General features: G+C 24.2%; 20 protein-coding genes and 1 pseudogene. 20 read left to right on the top strand and 1 reads right to left on the bottom strand.

Going from position 1 to position 25,706, the window contains the following annotated elements:
- Positions 1–56 precede the first annotated feature (56 nt).
- From D500_RS00445 to rpsT, 13 genes and pseudogenes are all read left to right on the top strand, one after another.
- Positions 57–1,145: pseudogene (locus tag D500_RS00445) on the top strand (DNA cytosine methyltransferase); the annotation flags it as partial.
- Positions 1,146–1,226: 81 nt separating this feature from the next.
- Positions 1,227–2,561: an Eco57I restriction-modification methylase domain-containing protein gene (locus tag D500_RS00440; protein WP_230197100.1), complete on the top strand. Its 1,335-nt coding sequence runs from the start codon at positions 1,227–1,229 to the stop codon at positions 2,559–2,561.
- A 295-nt stretch (positions 2,562–2,856) separates the two neighbouring features.
- Positions 2,857–3,849, top strand: coding sequence for a hypothetical protein (locus tag D500_RS00435; protein WP_008362920.1), 993 nt, complete (start codon positions 2,857–2,859; stop codon positions 3,847–3,849).
- A gap of 187 nt (positions 3,850–4,036) precedes the next feature.
- Positions 4,037–6,034, top strand: a complete 1,998-nt coding sequence (gene uvrB, locus D500_RS00430) for an excinuclease ABC subunit UvrB (protein ID WP_008362919.1) — start codon at positions 4,037–4,039, stop codon at positions 6,032–6,034.
- 8 nt (positions 6,035–6,042) lie between these two features.
- Entirely contained in the window at positions 6,043–8,883 is a 2,841-nt protein-coding gene (gene uvrA, locus D500_RS00425; protein ID WP_008362918.1) for an excinuclease ABC subunit UvrA, read from the top strand.
- On the top strand, positions 8,876–9,991 hold the full coding sequence (locus D500_RS00420; RefSeq protein WP_008362917.1) for a Mur ligase family protein: 1,116 nt from the start codon (positions 8,876–8,878) through the stop codon (positions 9,989–9,991). The genes uvrA and D500_RS00420 overlap by 8 nt, the downstream gene beginning before the upstream one ends.
- A gap of 15 nt (positions 9,992–10,006) precedes the next feature.
- Positions 10,007–10,681, top strand: coding sequence for a folate family ECF transporter S component (locus D500_RS00415; RefSeq protein WP_008362916.1), 675 nt, complete (start codon positions 10,007–10,009; stop codon positions 10,679–10,681).
- Positions 10,682–10,764: 83 nt separating this feature from the next.
- Positions 10,765–11,706 carry an HPr(Ser) kinase/phosphatase gene (gene hprK, locus D500_RS00410; RefSeq protein WP_008362915.1) on the top strand — a complete coding sequence of 314 codons (942 nt, stop codon included), beginning with the start codon at positions 10,765–10,767 and terminating at the stop codon, positions 11,704–11,706.
- Positions 11,707–11,716: 10 nt separating this feature from the next.
- On the top strand, positions 11,717–13,297 hold the full coding sequence (locus D500_RS00405; RefSeq protein ID WP_008362914.1) for a prolipoprotein diacylglyceryl transferase family protein: 1,581 nt from the start codon (positions 11,717–11,719) through the stop codon (positions 13,295–13,297).
- The gene (trxB, locus tag D500_RS00400) at positions 13,281–14,213 is read left to right on the top strand and encodes a thioredoxin-disulfide reductase (protein WP_008362913.1); all 933 of its coding nucleotides are present in this window, start codon (positions 13,281–13,283) and stop codon (positions 14,211–14,213) included. The genes D500_RS00405 and trxB overlap by 17 nt, the downstream gene beginning before the upstream one ends.
- 9 nt (positions 14,214–14,222) lie before the next feature.
- Positions 14,223–15,668, top strand: a complete 1,446-nt coding sequence (locus tag D500_RS00395; RefSeq protein WP_008362912.1) for a prolipoprotein diacylglyceryl transferase family protein — start codon at positions 14,223–14,225, stop codon at positions 15,666–15,668.
- A 12-nt stretch (positions 15,669–15,680) separates the two neighbouring features.
- Positions 15,681–16,610 carry a DNA-binding protein WhiA gene (gene whiA, locus D500_RS00390; RefSeq protein WP_008362911.1) on the top strand — a complete coding sequence of 310 codons (930 nt, stop codon included), beginning with the start codon at positions 15,681–15,683 and terminating at the stop codon, positions 16,608–16,610.
- Between the two features lie 149 nt (positions 16,611–16,759).
- Positions 16,760–17,005: a 30S ribosomal protein S20 gene (gene rpsT / locus D500_RS00385; protein ID WP_008362910.1), complete on the top strand. Its 246-nt coding sequence runs from the start codon at positions 16,760–16,762 to the stop codon at positions 17,003–17,005.
- Between the two features lie 50 nt (positions 17,006–17,055).
- Here the strand turns inward: rpsT and mnmE are convergent, their stop codons facing one another.
- Entirely contained in the window at positions 17,056–18,414 is a 1,359-nt protein-coding gene (gene mnmE, locus D500_RS00380) for a tRNA uridine-5-carboxymethylaminomethyl(34) synthesis GTPase MnmE (protein ID WP_008362906.1), read from the bottom strand.
- Between the two features lie 199 nt (positions 18,415–18,613).
- Here mnmE and D500_RS00375 point away from each other — a divergent pair, with 199 nt between their 5' ends.
- From D500_RS00375 to phnC, 7 genes are all read left to right on the top strand, one after another.
- A complete protein-coding gene (locus D500_RS00375; RefSeq protein WP_008362904.1) occupies positions 18,614–18,838 on the top strand; it encodes a DUF2188 domain-containing protein in 225 nt (74 codons plus the stop codon).
- A gap of 102 nt (positions 18,839–18,940) precedes the next feature.
- The gene (gene tsaD / locus D500_RS00370) at positions 18,941–19,903 is read left to right on the top strand and encodes a tRNA (adenosine(37)-N6)-threonylcarbamoyltransferase complex transferase subunit TsaD (protein ID WP_008362902.1); all 963 of its coding nucleotides are present in this window, start codon (positions 18,941–18,943) and stop codon (positions 19,901–19,903) included.
- 21 nt (positions 19,904–19,924) lie between these two features.
- The gene (locus tag D500_RS00365; RefSeq protein ID WP_008362899.1) at positions 19,925–21,055 is read left to right on the top strand and encodes an alpha/beta hydrolase; all 1,131 of its coding nucleotides are present in this window, start codon (positions 19,925–19,927) and stop codon (positions 21,053–21,055) included.
- A gap of 10 nt (positions 21,056–21,065) precedes the next feature.
- On the top strand, positions 21,066–21,905 hold the full coding sequence (locus tag D500_RS00360) for a Cof-type HAD-IIB family hydrolase (protein WP_008362897.1): 840 nt from the start codon (positions 21,066–21,068) through the stop codon (positions 21,903–21,905).
- An 8-nt stretch (positions 21,906–21,913) separates the two neighbouring features.
- Positions 21,914–23,278, top strand: a complete 1,365-nt coding sequence (gene asnS / locus D500_RS00355) for an asparagine--tRNA ligase (RefSeq protein ID WP_008362895.1) — start codon at positions 21,914–21,916, stop codon at positions 23,276–23,278.
- 294 nt (positions 23,279–23,572) lie between these two features.
- Positions 23,573–24,940, top strand: coding sequence for a substrate-binding domain-containing protein (locus D500_RS00350; RefSeq protein WP_008362893.1), 1,368 nt, complete (start codon positions 23,573–23,575; stop codon positions 24,938–24,940).
- A gap of 13 nt (positions 24,941–24,953) precedes the next feature.
- Positions 24,954–25,706 (top strand): phosphonate ABC transporter ATP-binding protein, encoded by a 753-nt coding sequence (gene phnC, locus D500_RS00345; RefSeq protein ID WP_008362891.1) that lies wholly within the window; start codon positions 24,954–24,956, stop codon positions 25,704–25,706.

Genomic DNA, 25,706 nt, shown 5'->3' with positions numbered 1-25,706 from the left:
TTATAAATACCAAAATGTTATAATTAACTCATCAAAACAAATCTAGGAGAAGAAATATGATTAATAACAAACCTACATATATATCATTATTTTCATCTGCTGGAGTTGGATGTTATGGTTTTAAACTAGAAGACTTTGAATGTATTGCAACTAATGAATTATTAGAAAAAAGATTAAATATTCAAAAGTTAAATAATAAATGTAAATACAATTCAGGTTATATAAAAGGAGATATAACTCTAAAAGAAACTAAAGACTTGATTTATAACGAAATTAATTTGTGAAAAAAATTAGGCAATGACAAAGTTGACGTAATAATTGCTACTCCACCTTGTTAAGGAATGAGTGTTGCTAATGATAAGAAAAAAGTTGATGAAATTAATAGAAACAGTTTAATTGTTCAAAGTGTTGAAATGATTAAACAAATTCAACCTAGATTTTTTATTTTTGAAAATGTTTCAGCTTTTTGAAAAACTGGTTGTGTTTATAATGACAAGGTTATTAGTATTGGAGAAATGATTACAAATCAACTGTCAAATAACTATGCAATAGAACATAAAGTTTTAAATTTTAAAAACTATGGTTCAAATTCTTCAAGAACAAGAACTTTAGTAATTGGAGTTGATAAAAATGAATCTTCATACATTTCAACTTTTGAGTTATTTCCATCATTTCAAAAAGAAAAGACCTTAAAAGAAGTAATAGGAGATTTAAAAGAACTAAAGTGAGCTGAATATGATCCAGATGATTTTTATCACAGTTTTAGAACTTATCCTATTCATATGAAAGAATGAATAAAAGATTTAAAGGAAAACGAATCTGCTTTTGATAATCTATTAGATAGTAAAAAACCTCATAAAATAATTAATGGAAAAATTGTTATTAATAAATCAAAAAATGGTGATAAGTACAAAAGACAATCATTTGAAAAAGTTGGGCCTTGTATTCATACAAGAAGTGATCAGTTAGCAAGTCAAAATACTATTCATCCTAATCAAAATAGAGTTTTTTCAATTCGTGAATTAATGAAATTAATGACTATTCCTTTTGAATTTAAGTGATTAAATCTTAGTTTAGAAGAATTAAATAAATTAACTCAAGAACAAAAACAAAAACTTTCAAAAAAAGAAGAATTAAATATAAGACAAAGTATTGGTGAAGCTGTACCAACTGAAATTTTTAGACAAATTGCGTTTAATATTAAAAGATATTTGCTTCAAAAGAAAATGACTAACAAAGAACTTGAACATTTAATTAAAGTAAATAAATTAGATAATCTTAATAATTTAATAGAGTTTATTAATAACAATAAAAAAGATATTTGTTTTTCTAGTTTAGTTAGAATTATTGAATCAGCAAATTCATTTAAAGAACAACACGCAGCTTTTTTTACACCTGCTATACTTTTAAATCATATTTATTCAGTATTACCTGAAATTAATAAAAAAGAAATAAATGTTTTAGAACCAAGTGCAGGAGCAGGTAGTTTTTTAAATTTGATCTTTAAAAAATATGAGCAAATTGAAAAAATAAACCTTTATGTTGTTGATATTAATTCAAATAATATTGAAATTTTAAAATTACTATTTAACAAAGATAATGTTCCAAATAATGTAGAAATACACTTTATTAATAGTGATTATTTAACTACAGATTTTAATATCAAATTTGATTTAATTATTGGTAATCCACCTTTTGGTAAACTAAGCTCAACTGAATTAAAAAAATATACTCAACATAATTCATATAGCCAAACACTAACAAATGTAGTTGGTTTATTTTTAGAAAAATCAATAAATAATTCTGATAATGTTTCTTTTATAGTTCCTAAAAACTTTTTAAGTATTAAAGAATTTAGTCAAACACGCTTGAAATTAAAAGATTTAATTAGTTCAATTATAGATTTTAATGAAATGGGCTTTAAAGATATTTTAATTGAAACAATTAATTTAACTACTTGTATAACTAAACAAAATAAAGTACTTATCAAATCAATAGTTAAAAACATTGAAATATATCAAGATAGAAATTATATTTTTGATGATAAGTTACCTTATTGAGTAATTTATAGAAATCACTTTTTTGATGATGTATCTAGTAAATTAATTTTTGATGTTTTTAGTGTTTTTAGAGATCGCCAGATTACTAATAAATATCTAGAAAACTCTAGTGGTGTAAATAAAATTAGAGTCTTAAAATCAAGAAATATAAATGATACTGGAACAGAGATTGTTAATTTAAAAGATTATGATAGTTATATAGATAAAAGCATTGCAAAAAATCTAGCTGTATTTGATTATTTAGATAATGATAATGTGTATTTAACACCTAATATGACTTATAAACCTAGATTATTAAAAAAACAAAAAGGTTATATTACTAATGGTTCTATTGCTATATTAAAAAATAAATCTGATTATAAAATAACTCAAAAGCAATTAGAATATATTTCAAGTAAAGAGTTTAGAGATTTTTATACAATAGCTAGAAATTACCAAACACGTTCATTAAACATTGATAATCTAAGTGTTTTTTGATTTGGAATTAATAAGGAAATTTAAAATGAATATTTATCAAGAGTTTGTTAATCAATATGATTATGATATTAGAAAAACTAAAAATGCTAGATAAATTGATCAAAAGTGTACTTTTGATGTTTTAAGTTTAGTTGCTGATTGCATTGTTGAGTATTGTAAAAATAATAATCAATTTACTATTCGTGATATTTGATATAGTGATTATGCCGTTAATAATGTTATTCAAATATTTTCAAAACCAGATCCAAAATCTAAATCTAAAAATGAATATGATAAATATTTTTCACAACCAATAAAATTATTAGAATATTCTAAAATATTGGGATCTAAAAAAATTAATAATAAAAATTATTATTATATAAACAATTTAGAAATACTAAAAAACATAGCTTTTAGAGAAACTCAAGCTGTTGAGTTTTTGTATGTTTATATTGTTAAAGTATTAAAAGATAGTGATTTATGAAAAGAATTTGAAAATTTTTATACATTACAAAATAAAGATTCTTTTATTAATTTAAAAACAAAATTTATAGATTTTACAATCACTAATACAGCAATTAATAATAAAAGAGAGTGTAGTAGAATATTTACTAAAGTTATAAATCCGATTTCATATAAATTAAAAAAGTTAGGTACTAAACGAGGGTTTCTTTCAAATAATGCTATTACTTTATCTGATCTAAGATATAACAATTTTAATTTTAGAGATCTAAAAACTCAAAAAGCTAAATCTTTAAGTAGAAAAGAATATGAAGTTGAACTTATACAAAGAATGAATGCATATACAAAATATAGTATTCAAAAAGCTAAAAGATTAGTTAAAGAGTATAATGAAAAATTTCATAATTCACTATCTGAAATTAATATAAATAATATTGAACCATCTATAAATAATATCAAAGCAACTCAAGCTCATCATATTTTTTCTGAATCTGAGTTTCAAGAAATTGCAAATTATTTAGAAAATTTAATAGTCTTAACTCCAGATCAACACTTTTTAATGGCTCATCCTAAAAACCATACTCATTATGTAGATAAAGATTTTCAATATATTTGTTTATTAGCTAAAATTAATACACTAATTAATGATCTAATTTTCAATAATGAAAATAAAACTTATAGTTTTGAAAATTTTAAAAAGGTTTTAAATGTCGGGTTAAATACTAATGAATTTCAAAATATAGATGAGCTTGATTTTTTAACTGTTATTCAAAAAATTGACGATATTTATGATGAGTCTAAACAAAATCAATATGATAATTTAAAACAACTTATTATTAAAAATATTTTAAATAAATTATCAAATAAATAAATGCAGTAGTAATTGTTGTTCACACAATAACAAAAATCATATCTAACTTATTATTAATACATTAATACGTTAATATATAGTAAAAATAATGAATAACTATAGTAGTATAACTATAGTGATACAATAAAAAGTAGATAGACAAAAAAACCAGAAGTAAATTCTGGGTTTTTGTTATGGAGGTGAACTAATGTTTATACAAAATAATAAATATAAACTAGTAACCAAATATAAACCTTCAGGAGATCAAGCTCAAGCAATTGAACAATTAAATAAAGGTATTTTGGAAAATAAAAAACATCAAGTTTTATTAGGAGCAACTGGTACTGGTAAAACTTTTACAATAGCAAATATAATAGCAAAACATAATAAACAAGCTCTAGTAATTGCACATAATAAAACTTTAGCAATGCAACTTTATTATGAGTTAAAAGAAATGTTTCCAGAAAATAGAGTTGAATATTTTGTTTCAAACTTCGATTTTTTCCAACCAGAAGCTTATATTCCATCAAAAGATTTATATATTGATAAAGATTCTAGACAAAATATGGAATTAGATATGATGCGTTTAAGTGCATCAAATGCTTTATTAACAAGAAATGATACTATAGTTGTAGCTAGTGTTGCAGCTTTATTTGCTTTACAAAATCCATTAGAATATTCATCAGCATTTATTGAATTAAAAATTGGTCAAAAAATCAAAAAAAATGAATTACTAACTTGATTAGTAAGATCTGGATATACTAGAAATGATATTGAAAATCAATTAGGAAGTTTTTCAGCTAAAGGTGATGTTATTAAGATTGTTCCTGGATGAGTAAATAATATTATGTTTAGAATTTCATTATTTGATGATGAAATTGAAAGTATTCATACTTTAAATACAATTACAAATTCAATACTAGATAGTATTACAGTTGTAACAATTCATCCTGCTCAATCATATATAACTCCACAAGATAAACTAAAAACAATTTGTAATAATATAAGAAATGAACTAGTTCAAAGACTAGCTGAATTACAATCACAAAATAAACTTTTAGAAGCGCAAAGATTAGAACAAAGAACTAAATATGATTTAGAATCACTTGAAGAATTTGGTTTTTGCAGTGGTATTGAAAACTATTCTTCTCATTTAGATTTTAGAGCTCCTGGTCAAAGACCATATTGTTTATTAGATTATTTTCATGATGATTTTTTAACTATAATTGATGAATCACACATTACACTTCCTCAAATTAGAGGAATGTATAACACCGATAGATCAAGAAAACAAACATTAGTTGAATATGGTTTTAGATTACCTTCAGCTTTAGATAATCGTCCTTTAGATTTTAATGAATTTAATAGTTTAATTAAACAAGTAATTTATACATCAGCAACACCTGGAGATTATGAATTAGAATTAGTTAAAAATAATGTTGTTCAACAAATTATTCGTCCAACTGGACTATTAGATCCACAAATTGAAGTTAGAAGTACAACTAATCAAATTGATGATATTATTAATGAAATTCATTTAAGAAAATTACAAAATGAACGCGTATTTATCACAACTTTAACAATTAGAATGAGTGAAGATTTAACTGCTTTTTTACAAGAAAAAAATATTAAAGTAGCTTATTTACACTCAGAATTAAAAACTCTAGAACGTAGTGAGATTTTAAATGATCTAAGAAAAGGAGTTTATGATGTTGTTGTTGGAGTTAACTTATTAAGAGAAGGATTAGATTTACCTGAAGTTAGTTTAGTATGTATTTTAGATGCTGATAAACAAGGATTTTTAAGAAACTATCGTTCTTTAATTCAAACAATAGGAAGAGTTGCTAGAAATGTTAATGGTAAAGCAATAATGTATGCTGATACTATTAGTCAAGCAATGAATGAAGCAATTAAAGAAACTAACAGAAGACGTGAGATTCAACAAAAATACAATCAAGAACATAATATTATTCCAAAAACAATTTCAAAAGCAATTACTGAATCAATACTAAGTGAACAAACTAAAAAAACATTAGCTAAAGCTAAAAAAATTAAAGATAAAAAACAAAAAGTTCAAACTATTCAACAAACTATTGATAATTTACGTCAAGAAATGTTACAAGCAGCAAAAGATCTTGACTTTGAAAGAGCCACTGTTTTAAGAGATACAATTATTGAGCTTGAAAATGAGAAAAACTCAAATTAGGAGATAACATGTCAACAGATAAAATAATAATAAAAGGTGCTAGAGAACATAATTTAAAAAATATTGATTTAGAAATACCTAAAAATAAATTAATTGTATTTACTGGTTTAAGTGGATCTGGAAAATCTTCTTTAGCTTTTTCAACAATTTATCAAGAAGGAAGAAGAAGATATATTGAATCACTTTCAGCGTATGCAAGACAATTTTTAGGTGGTAATGAAAAACCTGATGTTGATTCTATTGAAGGTTTATCTCCTGCTATTTCAATTGATCAAAAAACTACAAGTCATAACCCAAGATCAACTGTTGGAACTGTTACTGAAATTTATGATTATTTACGTTTATTATATGCAAGAATAGGTCAACCCTATTGTATTAATAATCATGGAGAAATTAAAGCAGTAAGTATTAAAGAAATTGTTGAAAACATTAAACAATCAACTACTGATAATGAGCAAATCCATATATTATCTCCAGTTATAAGAGATAAAAAAGGAACTCATATTGATACTTTAGAAAAGCTAAGAAATGATGGATTTATTAGAGTTGTTGTTGATGATCAATTAAGAATGTTAGATGATCAAATTATTTTAGAAAAAAACCAAAGACATAATATAGATATTGTTGTTGATAGAATTATTTATCATAACACTGATGAAATTAATTCAAGAATATTTATGGCTGTTGAAATGGGGTTAAAATATTCAAATAATTTAATTAAAATAGTTTATCCTAATTCTAATAAGTCTGAAAAACTATTTTCAACTTCTTTTTCATGTAAAGTTTGTGATTTTGTAGTTCCAGAACTAGAACCTAGATTATTTTCATTTAACGCTCCATTAGGTGCTTGTGAATTATGTAATGGGTTAGGTGTTAGTTTAGAACCAGATATTAATTTAATACTTCCTGATCTTAATTTATCAATTAATCAAGGTGGTGTAGTTTATTATAAAAACTTTATGCACACAAAAAATATTGAATGACAAAAGTTTAGAATTTTGTGTGATTATTACTATATTGACTTAAACACTCCTTTAAAAAATTTAACTCAAAAACAAAGAGACATTATTTTATGAGGAAGTGACCGAGAAATTGATATTAAGATTGTTACTGAAAATAATAACAAGTATGAAAAATACGATTTTATTGAAGGAAATGCCGCTTTAATTAAAAGAAGATATTTTGAATCAAAATCTGAAGAAGCAAGAAAATGATATGCAAAATTCATGTCTTCAAAAGAATGCAAACAATGTAAAGGAAGCAGATTAAACGATATTGCATTATCAGTAAAAATTAACGAAAAATCTATTTTTGACTACACTAATATGAGTATTTCTGATCAATTAGATTTTTTATTAAATATTAATTTAACTCAAACTCAAGCAACAATTGCAAAACTAGTTTTAGATGAAATTATTTCAAGAACTAACTTTTTAAATGAAGTAGGATTAGGGTATTTAAACTTATCAAGAACAGCTACAACACTTTCTGGTGGAGAATCTCAAAGAATTAGACTAGCAAAACAAATTGGATCACAACTAACTGGAATTTTATACGTTTTAGATGAACCATCAATTGGATTGCATCAAAAAGATAATGATAAATTAATTAAAACTTTAAAGCATTTAAGAGATCTAGGAAATACTTTAATTGTTGTTGAACATGATGAAGATACAATGAAAGCAAGTGATTGAATAGTAGATATTGGTCCTAGAGCAGGTGAGTTTGGTGGAGAAGTAACTTTTAGTGGAGTTTATCAAGATATTTTAAAATCAGATACTATAACAGGGCGATATTTATCTAGAAAAGAAGCTATTATGGTTCCTAAAACTAGACGTGGTGGTAATGGTAAAAAAATTGAAATTATTGGTGCTAGTGAAAATAATTTAAAAAATATTAATGTAACAATTCCATTAAATAAATTCATAACTATTACAGGAGTTAGTGGTTCTGGAAAATCTACTTTATTAGAAGATATTGTTTATAAAGGTATTCATAATAATTTATCAAAAGAATATTTACCAATGGGAAAAGTTAAAGAAATTAAAGGTGTTGAAAACATTAATAAAGCTATTTATATTTCTCAAGAACCAATCGGAAAAACTCCAAGATCTAATCCAGCAACTTATACTTCAGTTTTTGATGATATTAGAGATCTATTTACTAATTTACCTGAAGCAAAAATTAGAGGATATAAAAAAGGTAGATTTTCATTTAATGTTCCAGGTGGTAGATGTGAACATTGCCAAGGTGATGGAGTTATAACAATTTCAATGCAATTTATGCCAAGTGTTGAAGTAGTTTGTGAAATTTGTGAAGGTAAAAGATATAATGATGAAACATTAACAGTTAAATATAAAAATAAATCAATTGCTGATGTTTTAAATATGAGTATTAATGAAGCTTATGTGTTTTTTGAAAATATTCCACAAATTAAACAAAAACTAGAAACAATTTTAGAAGTTGGATTAGGTTATATTAAATTAGGACAAAATGCAACAACACTTTCTGGTGGTGAATCTCAAAGAATTAAACTTTCAACTTATTTATTAAAAAAACAAACCGGAAATACTATGTTTTTATTAGATGAACCAACAACAGGATTACATGTTGATGATGTTAAAAGATTGATTGGTGTTTTAAATAAATTAGTTGATTTAGGAAATACAGTTTTATGTATTGAACATAATTTAGACTTTATTAAAGTTTCAGATTATGTTATTGATTTAGGACCTGATGGTGGAGAGTATGGAGGAAATGTTGTAGTTACAGGAACTCCAGAACAAGTAATTAATCATCCAACTTCTTATACAGCAAAATATCTAAAGGACTATATAATTAATGATTAGTGTTGATCAAGAATTATTTCCAATTAATCAAAGACCTAATAGAGAAGTTGTTTTTGATAAAGTTTTAACTGAACTAAATCATCCTGAAAAAAGTTTAAAAGTAATTAATGTAGTTGGTACAAATGGTAAAGGTTCTATTTCATTTTATTTATCAAAAGGTTTATTAAAAAAATATAAAAAAGTCGGTTTATTCATTTCTCCTGCTTTTTTATATCAAAACGAAAGAATTCAAATTAACAACCAACCAATTAGTGATAATGATCTAATTAATTATTTAAATAAAATTGATTATCTAATTAAAAAATATCAACTACATTTTTTTGAGATTTGAACTTTAATTATGATTTTATATTTTAAAGATCAAAATGTAGATATTGTAGTTTGTGAAGCTGGAATTGGTGGAGTTAAAGATACAACTAGTTTTTTAACTAACCAATTATTTAGTTTATGTACTTCAATTTCTTTTGATCATATGGATCTTTTAGGTAATAGTATTGATGAAATAATTTATAATAAAATTAATATAGCAAAACCAAATACTAAACTTTTTATAAGTTATGATAATTTAAAATATAAAGATAAAATTAATGAGCAATTAATTAATAAAAATGTTGAATTAATTTATACAGATTTATATGATGATCAAATTATTTATCAAAAAGCAAATAAAGGTTTAGTTAAAAAAGTTTTAGAATATCTAAATATTTTTGATACTGATATTTTTAAATTAGAACCACCCTTAGGTAGATTTACAACACTTAGAACTTATCCAAATCATATTATTATTGATGGAGCTCATAATGTTGATGGAATTAAAAAATTAATTCAATCAGTTAAAGCATTAAATAAAGAGTTTATTGTATTATATGCAAGTATTAATACAAAAGAATATTTAAAATCATTAGAATTACTGGATCAAAACTTTAAAGAGGTATATATATGTGAATTTAATTTTATAAAATCATGATCTATAAAAGATATTGATCATAAAAATAAAATAAAAGATTGAAAAAGATTCTTAAATAACAATACAAAAAATATAATTATATGTGGAAGTTTATACTTTATACCTCTTGTATATAATTTTTTAAATAACAACGATAATTAAAAAGAAGGTGCTGAAATGGAAATGAACAGTCTTTCTGTATATTTAATAACAACTGTTGTTTTTGGTGTTTTATTAATTGGTTTATGAATTTTAGGTTTATGAATGGAAGGTTTTAAGTTAAAAACATTTACTATTAAAAACATTACAATAATTGGTACTTTAGTAGCATTAAGTGTAATTTTATCTTATGTTGTAAATAGAAACTTTTTACAAATTTTAGGATCAAGAATTACTTTAGGTTATTTTGTTAACTTTTTAATAGGAATGATTTTTGGTCCACTTGCAGGAATACTAGCAGGAATTGCAACTGATTTAATTGGAACAATGATAGTTGGGGCTGGTGGATGACATATTGGATTTGTTTTTGCAAAATGCTTATTAGGATTTTTAGGATCATTAGTATTTATTTTTAAAAACAATAAACACTGAGTTTGATTAATGATTTGAGCTTATGCAATAGGTTTATTCATAGTGATTTTTATAATCCATCCAATTAGTTTTGCAACAGTTGGAGGACCTAGTTTAGCTGTTGCTTATAGTGTAACTAAATTTATAGTTTATCCAGTTGAATTAGTTCTATATCCTTTGTTAACTTATACTTCTATAAGAGTAATTTATATACTAATTAAAAAAGATTTAAACTCAAAAAACAAACAATGAATTTTAAGAAATGATACAGTTTTATTCTAATTTATAAAAGTGCTTACTAAGCACTTTTTTTATGTTTAAACATTAATATAGTAAAATTATAGTAACGTTTAAAAGGAGTTAATATGGAAAAATTTACCATAAAAGACTTAACTGATAATTTAAAATTTGAAATTATTTCAGGTGAAGATAAATTAGATACAGAGATTAAAAGTTATGGTGTAAATAGAGCTGGATTAGAATTAGCTGATTATTTAAAACCATTTAAAGACCAAAGTGAATGACGTGCTACTTTAATGTCTACTAAAGAAAATGGGTACATGTTACAATTTGATGAAAAAACTAAAATTAGAAAATACACACAATTAATGACATGTGGTATTCCAGTTTTAATAATTACAAACAAATTTAAAGATAAAACTTTAATTGATGTTGCAAAAAAATTAGATTTTCCATTATTAAGAAGCGATGAACCAATTACAGTGCAATTAGTTCAAAAAATTCAAGATATTTATGATATCTATTTTTCACCATCTACTGAAGTTCATGCTGCTTTGATGAATATTTTTGGAACTGGAGTTTTAATTAAAGGTAAATCTGGAATTGGAAAATCAGAGTTATGTTTAGAATTAATTAAGCATAACCACTTATTTGTTGGTGATGATCGAATTATTTTAACTAACAAATCAAATAAGATTATTGGAAGAGTGCATCCAATCTTAAAAAACCTTATTGAAATTAGAGGAATTGGGATTTTTGATATTGTTAAGTCAAATGGATATCAAGCAATTATGAATGAAAGTCCAGTTGAATTAGTAATTGAATTAGTTGAATATAAAGAACAAAATGTAGATAATAGTGATCGATTAGGAAATGATTGAGGAAAAACTAAAATTCTTAATGTTGAAATAGAACATATTCAAATTCCAGTTAGTGCAGGTAGAAGTTTAGTAAATATTATTGAATCTGCTGTTGCACAGTTTAAAATTAATAAATCAAAACAATTTGAAGATGTCTTTGATGTAATTCACAAGAGAACAAAAGAATTTTTAAGTTCTAAAAAATAGAAAGATTATAATGTCAACTACTTATTTTGAATGAATAAAACAAAATGGTGATCCATCTTTAGCTAGATCATTTTTTCAATTAATTCCAGCTTATCCAATTTTTATGTTTTTAGGAATTTCAAGTGTGATTATAGCTAGTATTATTTGTTTAAAATTAAAAGCTATACCACTTAAAGAATTTGAAATTTCTATTTTTATAATAGTTCCTTTTGGTATACTTGGAGCTACAATTTTTGGAAAAGCATTTTTACCTTTTTATCAACATCTAAATACCTGATATAGAATCTTTTTTTTCTGAGAACCGGGAATGTCTTTATTTGGTTCTTTATTATTTGGAATTCTAGCAGGAATTGGATGGTTTTTAAAACGCTCAAAAACTACAATGATTTCTTTATGAGTTTATGCTGATTGTATTATTCCAAATATTTTACTAGGTCAAGTAATTGGAAGATGAGGAAATTTTTATAATCATGAGATTTTAGGTCAAATCGTTGATTATAATAGTTTGTTTTGATTACCTGAATCTATTAAAAATAACTTATTTTACTTTCCTAATTTTATTGATTTTCACCATATAAATAATCCAACAGATCTATTAATTAGTCATCATAATTGATGAGATTTTAATTCAAATACTTGAAGTGAAGTACAAAACTTTGTTAATCATAATAATCAAACTATTAAAGATGTTTTAAATCAAAAAATTACTTATCATCAACCTTTATTTTTATATGAATCAATAGCTAATTTCTTTTTATGATTAATTATTATGTTTGTTATTAATAATTTAACTAGATGAATTAATCACCCTAAACCTTGAGATCTAGAACCTAAAGCTTATCCTGGTTGATTTAATAAACAATATAAATATTTAAATGAAGATCAAATCATTAACTTTAATAGTATTGTTCCAATTAAATATAAAAAAGTGTTAGTTAATCTTGATAATCAAAATGTAGTTATGTTAAAACTTTCATTTTATCAAGCTTGAAATAAAGCATTTTATTATTATGAACCAGATCATAAACAAGTTGAATTATTAGAAAATAAAATAGATGAGTTTAACAATTTAAAACAAAAAGATAGATCAAATTATAAAAACATAAAATCTAATTACAAACACCAATTAGATTTAATTAATAAAAAATATAAATTTAAGTTAAACAATTTAAATAAATACTCTATAGAGTATCAAAAAGCAGTTATTTTAAAAACCCAAGAACTTAAAAAAAACAAAGATTTATTTATCAATAGTAAAAATAATTACTATCAAAAATATGGTTTTTGAAACTTATTTTTTAATGTTAATGTTTTTAGCAAAGATATAGAAAAATTAAATAATCCAAATCAGTTTAAAGTTATTAGAAGTGGTGTTTTAACTGGTTGTTATGTTTTAGGTTATTTAATTATTAGAATTATTTTAGAAACATTTAGACAAAATCATGAACTATTTATTCAAAATCATAGAACAATTAATTTTATAATTTTAAGTATAATTTTACTAAGTGGAATCTTTATAATATTATTAACGCAATTTATTTCTCCATATAAATGAAGACAGATAGGATGGTTGTATGAAAAATCTTACTAATGAAATTTATGATGTTATTATAGTTGGAAGTGGGCCTGCTGGTTTAACTAGTGCAATTTATACAGCAAGAGCAGGTTTAAAAACAATTATTTATGAACACTCAGCTCCAGGTGGAAAACTAATTAAAACTGATTTAATTGAAAACTATCCTGGATTTGAAACAATCCAAGGACCTGAATTAGCTTCTAAAATGTATCTTCAAGCTTTAAGTTTAAATGCTAGTGTTGAGTTTGTTGGAGTTGAAAGTATTTTTAAAAATTCTGATAATATTTTTGAAGTTACTTTAACAAATAATGAAGTTAAAAAAGCTTATTCAGTAATTTTAGCAACAGGTACTTTAGAAAATAAATTAGGTATTAAAGGTGAAGAAGAATTGTATGGTAAAGGTGTAAGTTATTGTGCAGTTTGTGATGGGGCTTTTTATAAAAATAAACCAGTTGCTGTTGTTGGTGGAGGATATTCTGCTGTTCAAGAAGCTATGTATTTATCTCAATTAGTTGATAAAGTTTATTTAATTGTTAGAAGAGATGTTTTTAGAGCTGATGCTAATAAAGTTGCTAAATTAAAAGCTCAAAGTAATGTTGAATTTTTATTAAAATCTCAAGTAAAAGAAATTCATGGAACTGATAAAGTTGAATCACTTACTATAACAACACCTAATGGAGAAAAAGAATTAATTGTAAGTGCGATTTTCCCATACATTGGATCAACTCCTTTAATTGATTCAGTAAAACATTTATGTATTGAAAATGAAAAAGGTTATATTCCAACAAATGATAAAATGGAAACACAAATCAAAGGTTTATTTGTTGCTGGTGATGTTAGAGATGTTCCATTACGTCAAATTGCTATTGCATGTGGTGATGGTGCTATTGCTGGACAAATGGCAGTTGAATATGTTCAAGAAGTAAAGTAAGGTGATTTTATGAATGAAAAAAAGACAAACAAATTAATTGATAAATTTAAGTTAAAATTAGCTAATGATAAAAGAACAATTATTGCTACTAGTTTATGATTGTTATTTGGATTTTGTATAACTTTATTTTTAATTTTAACAACTTCACTTTTAAGACAAAACTGAATTGATGGAAACTCATTTTCTGATCCATCAAATAGCAATCACACTTCTTTAACTTATAACAATATAAAACCAGAATATGGAAAAATAAGAATATATTCTCTTACCATGACACTTGGAATGATGTTAGCTATTGGATTTAGTTTATTTAACTTTTATAAAAAAGGATTATCAATAAACGACTTATCACTTTCAGTAATTTTTATCATTCCTTCTTCATTATTTGGTGCTTCATTTTTTGGAAAAATTGATCAAGATATCTCATTTTTTGAAAGATTTGCATTTTGAGAAGGTGGACTAGCAATTCATGGTGGTGTTTTTGCTGGAAGTTTTGTAGGATTAATCTTTTTTTACATTGTTGGAAGAAGAACTAAAATTTCTTTATTAGTTTATGGAGATGCAATTATTCCAAATATTTTATTAGGTCAAGTAGTTGGAAGATGAGGAAACTTTTTTAACCATGAAGTTTTAGGTCATCCTGTTGTAAAAATAGCTGATTCAATACCATCAAATTATAATGATGCAACTATTGATCAATTATTTGGTGCTTTTTTACAAAATCATTCAAGACCATTATGACTACCTGATATTATTCTAAAAAACTCTCTATCAGTTTATACTGGATCTTCTACAACAATTAATGGTGTTAGTTTAGAATATGGAAATTTAGTATTACTTTCTCCAATATTTTTCTATGAATCAATACTATTACTTATTTGCTGAATTGTAATTACTTTTATTATTCCTAATATTTATAAAGTATTTTCAAAACCAATGGATGCTAATAATAATGTAATTAAAATTGATAATTTATTTAGTTTTGTTCAATTTTTCAAACCTTGAATTAAATCAAGTGATCAAAAAATAAGTAGAAAAGACGCTTGAAAACAAGCTTTAGAAAATAACACTAAACCTGATGCTGTTGAAGAATTTAAATTAAAAGCTGAAAAAATAAATTCTTCAAATAAAAACTTTATTGTTAAAAAATGACAAACTAATCAAGTTTTATTAGATTTAAATAATAAAAATAATTATCCTATTACAAGAAGTGGGGTAGCTATGTTTAGTTATTTTATGTTATGAAATGTTGTTAGATATGTCTTAGAATTAACTAGATCAAATGACAATCTATTTATTTCAAATAATAAGGATTTATCATTAGCTATTGTAGGATTATCAGTTGTTATTGGTTTTGTTGGAATTGTTTGTTCTCAACTTGTATTTTGTAGATTATTTAGAAAACCAGGTTGATTGTACGAAGTTGATTACTTTAAAGTAAGAAAATCAAATTAGAAGGTGAAAATTATGTCATTTGCTTTAGAAGTAAAAGAAGAAATAGTAATGCATAGTTTTAATGAAGAACAAAAACTAGCTTATCTTTCAGGTTTTATTAGATATAGCTCTGATATAATTTTTTCTAATAATACTTCTAAAATCAGATTTTCAACAATTAGTAATAAAATAGCTAGAACTTTATTAAGTTTTTGTAGACAGCTTTTTGAAGGTCAAGTTGAAATTTCAATTATTCAATCTCAAGTATTAAAAAAACATAAAAATTTTGTTTTAACTTTAATTGGAGATATTAATAGTTTTTTACAAAAGTTAAGAATTTATGATCAAAATAATCAAAAAGTTTATGGTTTTAAAGTAAGTAGTGATGTTAAAGACAAAACTTCAATACTAAGAGCTTATATTGCTGGAATCTTTACTGCCATTGGATCAGTAAATTCACCAAAAACTAGTAACTATCATTTAGACTTACAATTTAAAACTAAAATTGATGCCACTTATTTTATTAATTTAACTAATGATTTAGGTTTTAAATTTAAACTATTAGAAAGAAATGCAAATCGTTTTATTTGTTATATTAAAAAATCAATTATGGTATCTGATTTTTTAAAATTAATTGATGCTTCAAGTTCTGTTATGGAATTTGAAAACGAACGTATTTCAAGAGATGTTTATAATAGTATAAATAGAGTTAATAATTTTGATATCTCAAATCAAACAAAAACTTTAGTTACAGGTCAAAAACAAATAGAAACTATTAATTATTTAAAACAAACAAATCAGTTTCATTTGCTAAGTAAAAAAGCTCAAGTTTTAGCTAATTTAAGGTTAAAATTTCCTGATTATTCATACAACGAACTAGTTGAAGAAATGAATAATTTAGGTTATGAAATTACTAAATCTGGAATTAGTAATTTATTTAAATCTATTGAAAAACTAGGATAATTAAAATTAGATACTAACAATTTCTAAGAATTTTTAAAAATGTATTATAATAATCTACCCATTTAAACTAATATTTTTTTAAATTGACTTAAATTTTGTTATACTTATTTTTGTATTATAAATTATTGTTTATAAAAGGAGTTGAAAAAATGGCAAATATCAAATCTCAAGAAAAACGTGTTTTAACTAATGAAAAATCAAGATTAGCAAATAAAGCATTTAAATCAGAAATCAAAACTGCTATTAAAAAAGCTTTAAATGCAAAATCTAATGATGATGCAAATAAAGCTGAATTAGTTAATCATGCAGTAAGTTTAGTAGATAAAGGTTTAAAAAAAGGAATCTTTAAAGATAATAAAGCTGCTAGAGAAAAGTCACGCTTAATGAGTGCTTAGTTTTTCAATCCATAAAATAATATTTATCAACCTTTATAGGTTGATTTTTTTTATTTACCTAAACAATATTTTCTAAAGATGTTATCAATAATTTCATCTTCATATTCAACACCAATTAGTTCATTTAATAAATTTCAAGCATCATATAAATCAACATTAACTATATCAATTGGCATACCTGATTTAATTACACCTAAAGCTGTTGAAAGTTTATTTTTAATTTGTTCAACTAAAGTAATTTGGTTTAATCCAATTAAAATTAATTCATCATTTTTACTAATTTCTTCATTTAAATACATTTGATTAATTTTTGTAACTAATTGATCAATATCATGATTTATAGCACTAGTAAATACAATATTTTCATATTTTTTTTCTAAATCAGTTTTTTGAGTTTTAGTTAAATTTTCAGCTTTATTAACAATTAAAATATAAGTTTTATTTTTTAATAGTTCAAAAATTTCTTGATTATCAGAATCATTAATATTTTCATTATTAACAACAAACAAAACTAGATCTGCTTCATTAATTAAATTTTTAGATTTTATAATTCCTAAATTTTCAACAACATCACTAGTCTTTCTAATTCCTGCTGTATCAATTAAATTTAAACTAACATTTTCTAAATTAATTTGTCCTTCAACTATATCTCTAGTAGTTCCAGGAATATCTGTAACAATTGCTTTATCTTCATTAATCAAAGCATTTAAAATTGATGATTTTCCAACATTAGTTTGACCAATAATTGCAGTTTTTATACCTTCAGAGTTTTTAAAAGCCATTTTAGATCTTATTAAAAGTTTATTAATTTGATCATTAATCACTTCTAATAATTTAGTTAGATCTTCTATACTTGATCCTTCAACATCATCATAATCAGGATAATCAATTGAAACTTGAATACGGCTAATAATATCTAATAAATTATCTTTTAATTCAATAATTGCTTTATTATTCGATCCACTCATATTAGCAACACCAATTTTTAAAGCTAATTCATTTTTAGCATGAATTAAATTATTGATTCCTTCAGCTTGAATTAAATCTATTTTTCCATTTAAAAAAGAGCGTTGACTAAATTCTCCTCTTAAAGCCATTCTAGCTCCAGATTGAATTAAAATATTGATGATTCTATTAGTGTTTAAAATTCCTCCATGACAAGCAATTTCAACAACATTTTCACCAGTAAAAGAATTAGGACAAACAAAACAAGATAAAACTACTTCATCAATTAATTCATTTTCAAAATATAATTTTCTTAAAAATAAACCTCTTTTTTCTTCTAGTTTTTTATCTTTAATTAACTTATTAACAATTAAAAAAGCATCAGATCCACTAACTCTAATTAAAGCAATTGCTTGTGTTGAAATATTTGTAGCTGGAGCAACTATAGTATCATTTACTAACATAAAATCATCTCTTTTCTCTACTTAATTATATTATTTAAATTCATAAGTTTTATAGTCATAAACTTGTAATTGACAAACAATAAAATAAATATGAACAATTTTATACTCATTGTCAAATAAATTGCACTAAAAAATAAAGTATTTAAAAAGACTGTATAGTAAAATAAAATATATATTAATAAAAAAATAAAGGAGATATATGGCTGAAAAACAACAAGCAACAGTTTATCATGTGACACCATATGATGGTAAATGACAAGTAAAAGGTGTAGGAAACTCACGTCCTACTAAATTATTTGACACACAAAAAGAAGCCATTGCTTATGCTAATGAACTAACAAAAAAACGCCAAGGTTCAGTAATTATTCACAGAACAACAGGACAAGTTAGAGATAGTATTAATAACAAAGAAAAGAAAAAATAATAAAAACAAGATTACTCAAAATTTCATAACTTTAACTAGAGTATTCTTTTTTTATTATTTTTATTTTTTTATGGTCTTTAAATAGTTTTAAAAAGGAGAAAAATGAAAATTTTAGCTATTGAGTCAAGCTGTGATGAATTTTCAGTTTCAGTTATAGATAATAATAAAATTCTAACTAATGTTATTTCTTCACAAATAAAAGATCATCAAATGTTTGGTGGAGTAGTTCCTGAATTAGCAGCAAGATTACATGTTCAAAATTTTAATTGAGTTTTAAAAGCAGCATTAAGCCAAGCTAATTTAAAAATAGAAGATATTGATTATGTAGCTTATACTAAATCTCCAGGTTTGATTGGATCATTAATTGTTGGAAAATTAGTAGCTGAAACTATTAGTTTATATATTAATAAACCATTATTAGCTTTAGATCATATTCAAGGTCATATATTTGGTGCTGCTATTGAAAATGAGTTTGTTTATCCAGTTTTAGCAATGGTAGTTTCTGGTGGTCATACTCAAATTGAATTAATTAATTCAGCAGATGATTTTAAAATCATTGGTTCAACTAGAGATGATGCAATTGGTGAGTGTTATGACAAAGTAGCTAGAGTTTTAGGATTAAGTTATCCTGGTGGTCCTATTTTAGATAAATTAGCAGCTAAAGGAAATAAAGATGCTTATTTATTACCTATTTTAAAAGATGATAATACTTATGATTTTTCTTATTCTGGATTAAAAACTGCATGTATTAATTTGATTCATAATTTAAATCAAAAAAATCAAGAAATTAATTTAGAAGATTTTGCAGCAAGTTTTCAATATACAGCAACAAGTATTATTGAAAAAAAATTAGAAAAAGCTATTAAAGAATTTAATCCAAAAACTTTAACAGTAGCTGGTGGAGTAAGTGCTAATAGTGAAATTAGAAAAATAATTTTAAACTTAGGTCAAAAATATAATATTAAAAATACATTTGTTCCTAAAATGAGTTATTGTACTGATAATGCTGCAATGATTGCTAAATTAGCATACGAAAAAATTCTTTTAAAAAATAAAGAACTATAATAATTTAAAAGAAAGATTATTATGACATCTAAACAAAAAAGAGCTCTTATTAAAAAAACTGGTAATAAGATATTTCGATCGATAAACGTTTCATTTTCTAAGTTTTCTAAGTTATTAGAAAGTTCAGTTTCTTTTAAAAAATCTCAATCTAAAAAGCATATTTATATGAATCCTGAAATCAATAAAATGAATAAGATTATGAGATCATTTTTTAAACATAAAGAACTAGAATTTAGAATCAATGATAACTTAATTCCAATTAAATTTAAAACTAGTGATAGTATAACAATTTCAGCACTTAAATATATAACTGATCATAATTCTAAAAAATGAATTATTGTTAGCCACTGATTTTTAGGTGATAAATATTGAAGTTTATATTGATCTAAAGCTTTTATTGAACTTGGATATAATGTTTTAGTTTATGATTTTAGAAATCACGGTGATTCAGAAGAAACACCTTTTGTAACAATGGGTCTATTAGAAAGTAAAGATCTAATTGCAGCAATCGATTATTTAAATAAAACTGAAAAAATTCAAGCTATAGGTTTAGTTGGAATGAGCATGGGAGCTTTTGTAATTAACTATTTAACTTTAACAAAACAAAAGTTTTTAGAAGAAAGTAAAGTTAAATTTATTATTAGTGATAGTACTTATGCAAGTATTAGTTCTTTATTACATCAATTACAAAAATTAACAATACAAAGATTTTTTTCAAAAAAATATGACATTCATATAATTAAACAAATTTTAAAAAAACAAAAAGATATTACATTATCTGATTGAAATAATATGAATTTGTTTAATAAATATGAAAAGCAACATATTATTCCAGCAAAAATTCCTATTTTATTTATTCACTCAATTGAAGATAAAATTACATCTCATAATGATTCAATAAGACTGTATTTAAATAGGAAAAAATTTAATTTAAATGATGAGATTTTAATATATGAAACTTCTAAACATTGTTTAAGTTTAAAAGAGCATTATTATCAAAATATTTATAGAATTTTAAAGTTTGAAAACAAAATTATTAAAGATGATATTAAAACAAGCATAGCATTAGAAAAGATGGGTATTACTGATAAAATCATCTTAAATAACTTTAACGAAAAAAATGAAATTTCAACATTTTTTTACAAAGACTAAGGAGTAGTAAATGTTAAAAAATATTAAGCTAATTGTTACAGATCTAGATGGTACTGTTCTACATCATGGAAAACTAGCAAATGATATTGATAAACCAATTTTACAAAAAGCAATTGATAAAAATATCCATGTAACAATTGCAACTGGTCAGCCTTATAAATCAGCAAAACCAAGAGCAGATTTATTTGATATAGGAAAGCACGTTGATTTAGTTGTTTTAGCTAATGGGGCTTTAATTTCAAAAATTAGTAATTTTGAACCTGTTTATGTTAATAAAATTGATAACGCTATTGTTAATAAAATGGTTAAAAAATTAACTGAACTAAATATTTGTACAGTTGTTTTTACAGCAACTCCTGCAGATATTTATTGAAATAATATACCTTTTGAAGTTGAAAGTATGATCAAAAGAAATTGATTTGAAAGATTTAATAAAACTATATGTTCAGTTGATGGAAACTTTAATTTTATTGATCCAGTTCAAATTATGATTTTTGTTCCACAAGAAAAAAATAAAATTTTTGAAGACTGATTTAAAGCTGAAAAATTAGATAATTATTTAACAAGTATGAGAAATCATATTGAAACTATTCCAATTTATGAATTTACAAATATTACAGCAACTAAAGGAACAGCTATTAAAAAAATGGCTGAAATATTAAATGTTGATATTAATGATGTTGTAGTATTTGGTGATAATATGAATGATATAACAATGTTTGAAGAAATTCCAAATAGTGTTGCTGTTGGTAATGCTGTTGATGAAATTAAACAAAAAGCCAAATATATCACTGATACAAACATTAATGGTGGAGTTGGACAATTTATAGAAAAATACATATTAAATTAGGAGATATTATGGAAATCAAACAAATATTTGAACAACATTCTGAACTAATTGATCAAGAAGTTGAAATTATAGGTAGAGTAAGATCAAACAGACAAGGTAAATTTGTTTCATTTATGATTTTAAATGATGGAACTACTTTTACTGATTTACAAGTAGTTTATAAAACTAAAACTAATGGATATGAACAAGCGCTTCAAGCAAGAGTAAGTTCAATTGTTAAAGTAATTGGAAGAGTTGTTTTAACTCCAGAAAAACAACAAAAATTCGAATTACAAGCAGATAGTATCGAACTTATTGATCAAGCAATTGAAGATTATCCATTGCAAAAAAAAGAACACACAACTGAATATTTAAGAGAAATTGCTCACTTAAGAGCTAAAACAAAAACTTTTAATGCCATTTTTAAAATTAGATCTTCAGCTGCTTATGCTATTCATAAATTCTTTAATGAAAGAAACTTTGTTTATGTACATTCACCAATTATTACTTCAAATGATGCTGAAGGTGCAGGAGAAGCTTTTCTAGTAACAACTAGAGAAGATGCAGATTATGAAAAAGACTTTTTTGGAAAAAAAGCAAGCTTAACAGTTTCTGGTCAATTACACGCTGAAGCTTTTGCTCAAGCATTTAAAAAAGTTTATACATTTGGTCCTACTTTTAGAGCTGAAAATTCAAATACTGCAAAACATGCTGCTGAATTTTGAATGATAGAACCTGAAGTTGCTTTTGCTGATTTAAAAGATAATATCTTACTAATTCAAGATATGGTTAAATATATTATTAATTACATATTTAAACACAATAGAAGAGAATTAGAATTCTGTAATGAACATTTAGAAAATGGATTAATTGATAAATTAAATAATGTTAGAAATTCAGAATTTAAAGTTACAACATATACTCAAGCTATTGAAATTTTAAAACAAGCTGTTGCTGATGGTCACAAATTTGAAGTTTCAGATATTGAATTTGGATTAGATTTAGGAACCGAACATGAAAGATATATTTGTGAACAAGTAAACAAAACTCCAACTTTTGTAACTGATTATCCAAAAGAAATTAAAGCATTTTACATGAAACAAAACCCAGATAATAAAACAGTTGCTGCTGTTGACTTATTAGTTCCTGGAATTGGTGAATTAGTTGGTGGAAGTCAACGTGAAGATAATTATGAAAAATTAATTAAAAGATGTAATGAAGTAAATATTGATATTGATCAATTAGAATGATATAACAATTTAAGGTTATATGGATACTACAAATCAGCTGGATTTGGTTTAGGATTTGAAAGATTGATTATGTATATTACTGGTGCTTCAAACATTAGAGATGTAATTCCATTCCCAAGAACACCTAAAAACTTATTATTTTAATTTTTAATTAACAAATGCAACACTAAACCAAATCACTGTTGCATTTGTTTTTATTCTCTAATTTTTATAACTCTAAGCACAAAATATTAAAAAATAAAGCATAAATACCTTATTCAAAGTAAAAATATTTTTATATTGTGAAATTTATTTTATGTTTTAATAGGTTTTATAAAGAGCCTTTTATTAGTATTTTGGCCATTTTAATTCTTATATAATAAATTATGTAACTAAATATCTTACTAACTAATAATCAATTTAGTTTGTAAATAAAAAACAAAGAAAGAGAATAATATTATGAAAAAATTAATATCGTTGATAGGAATAAGCTTGCTAGCTACTAGTGCTACTGTAGTTACTGTTGCTTGTGGTAAAAGAAATAACGAGTTAAGAGTTGTGTTCGTTCCATCACAAAATCAAACTGATGTTGAATCAACAACAGCTTCACTAGAAAAGTTATTAACAGAAGAGCTAAAGAAAAAAGCAGATAAAAGAGGTTCTAAATTTACTAAACGTGTTAAAGTAACAACTAGTCAAAACTATGAAATCGCTGGTCAATCTTTAGCTAATGGTAATGAAGATATTGGTTTTTTACCTATAAACACTTATTCAACCTATAGAGGTGAAAAACAATCAGATGGAACTTATAATAAATTAGGTGTTTTATTAACTGCTGGTAGATCTGGAGTAACTCCTGAAACAACACTTGAAGATTTTAAGGGAACTGATCAAAAATTTGACAATAACAAAGCAATTGCTGAAATTAGCAATGAAGTTGCATTTAATTTAGTTAAAAATTATAAAAAAGCTGTAGAAGCTGCAAAACCTACAGATGATAAAGATGGATATTCAAAGAAAATGTATGATTCATCAAATCCTGCGGGCTACTATAGATCATATGTTTTTGCAAATATTCCAATTTTGAAATCAATTAAAGTTGAAAATGATAGTGAGTTTAGTGGGAAAAACTATTATGAAACTATAGAGAGTCTATTTAAGAATGGCAACGGAAATGGTAATGCAAGAAAATACCAAAATCTTCTTAAAAAATTAATACAAAATCCAAAGGTTAAAATTGGAATTGGTAAATCTAAAACCTCAAGTTCTGGATTTTTATACCCAATTTTATGACTTAAAAATTTTGTAGGATTAAATGAACAGGAAATAACTAAAATGCTAACTGAAAAAGATACAGATAGAAGACTTGTAAAAGCCTTATCTTTTACAGATTCTGCTACAGCTATAGGTGATAAGGACGCAAAACCAGAAAGCAGTCCATATGCAATTACTTTTGGATTCTCAGATATTCGTTTTAGAGATAGACAAACTGATGGTAAAACTCCTGAAGAAGTAAAAAAAGAACGTAATAAAGAAAAAGAAATATTTGAAAATTCAATGGTTATTGGAGCTTCACAATCAATTTATAATGACGGTATTTCATATTCAAAATCTAATAAATCAGTATTTAAAGACAAACAACTATTAGAAGATGTAAGACAATCATTTGTTGATTTGATTAATGAAAATTCTGAAGCTAAAAAAGTCTTTAAAATCTATAACCATGAAAGATATATAGTTCCTGGAAAAGAAATAGATCAAGAAATTTCAAAATCTAATGTAAATATTGAATCAATAAAGAAATTGGTAAAAAATATTAATTGATAGAAATTGGTAAATAATGATACTTTTTAATAATGTAAACAAAGTTTGACCTAATGGTAAACAAGTTTTAAAAAATATAAATTTAGAAATTAATAGTGGTGAATTAGTAGCTGTTATTGGTTTATCTGGAGCTGGAAAAACTACACTACTAAAAACTATTAATAAAATAAATGATATTTCTTCAGGTGAAATTATCATTGATTTTGATAAAACAAAAGAACACTATGAAGTAACTAAAACTAGAGGAAAAAAACTTCAAAAACTTAGACAAAAAATTGGTTTAATGTCTCAAGAATATAACAACATACCAAATAAAACAGTTATTCAAAATGTTTTAAATGCAAGAGTAAGTAGTCAAAAAGGAATTTATAAAATTCTTGGATTATTTAAAAGAGAAGATAAATTAATTGCTTTAAATTCTTTAAATAAATTAAGTCTGTTAGATTATGCATACATAAGAGCTGATAATTTGAGTGGTGGTCAACAACAACGTGTGGCACTTGCTAGAACTTTAGCTCAGCAACCGTTTTTAATCATTGCAGATGAACCAGTTTCTGCTTTAGATCCAATTCTTGCAAATCAAGTAATGAAAGATTTTAAAAACATTAATAAAAAAGATGGAATTACTGTGTTAATCAACATCCACCATGTTGATCTTGCAAAAAAATATGCAACAAGAGTTATTGGATTAAATAATGGGGAAATTGTTTTTGATGATGTTCCAAGTAAATTAGATGCTGATGCAATGAAAAGAATCTATGGAGAATAG

It is taken from the genome of Mycoplasma feriruminatoris (genome assembly GCF_000327395.2).
GTDB lineage: Bacteria > Bacillota_I > Bacilli_A > Mycoplasmatales > Mycoplasmataceae > Mycoplasma > Mycoplasma feriruminatoris.
Note: the sequence above shows the minus strand (reverse complement) of the source record. Positions and strands in the feature narration are given on the sequence as shown.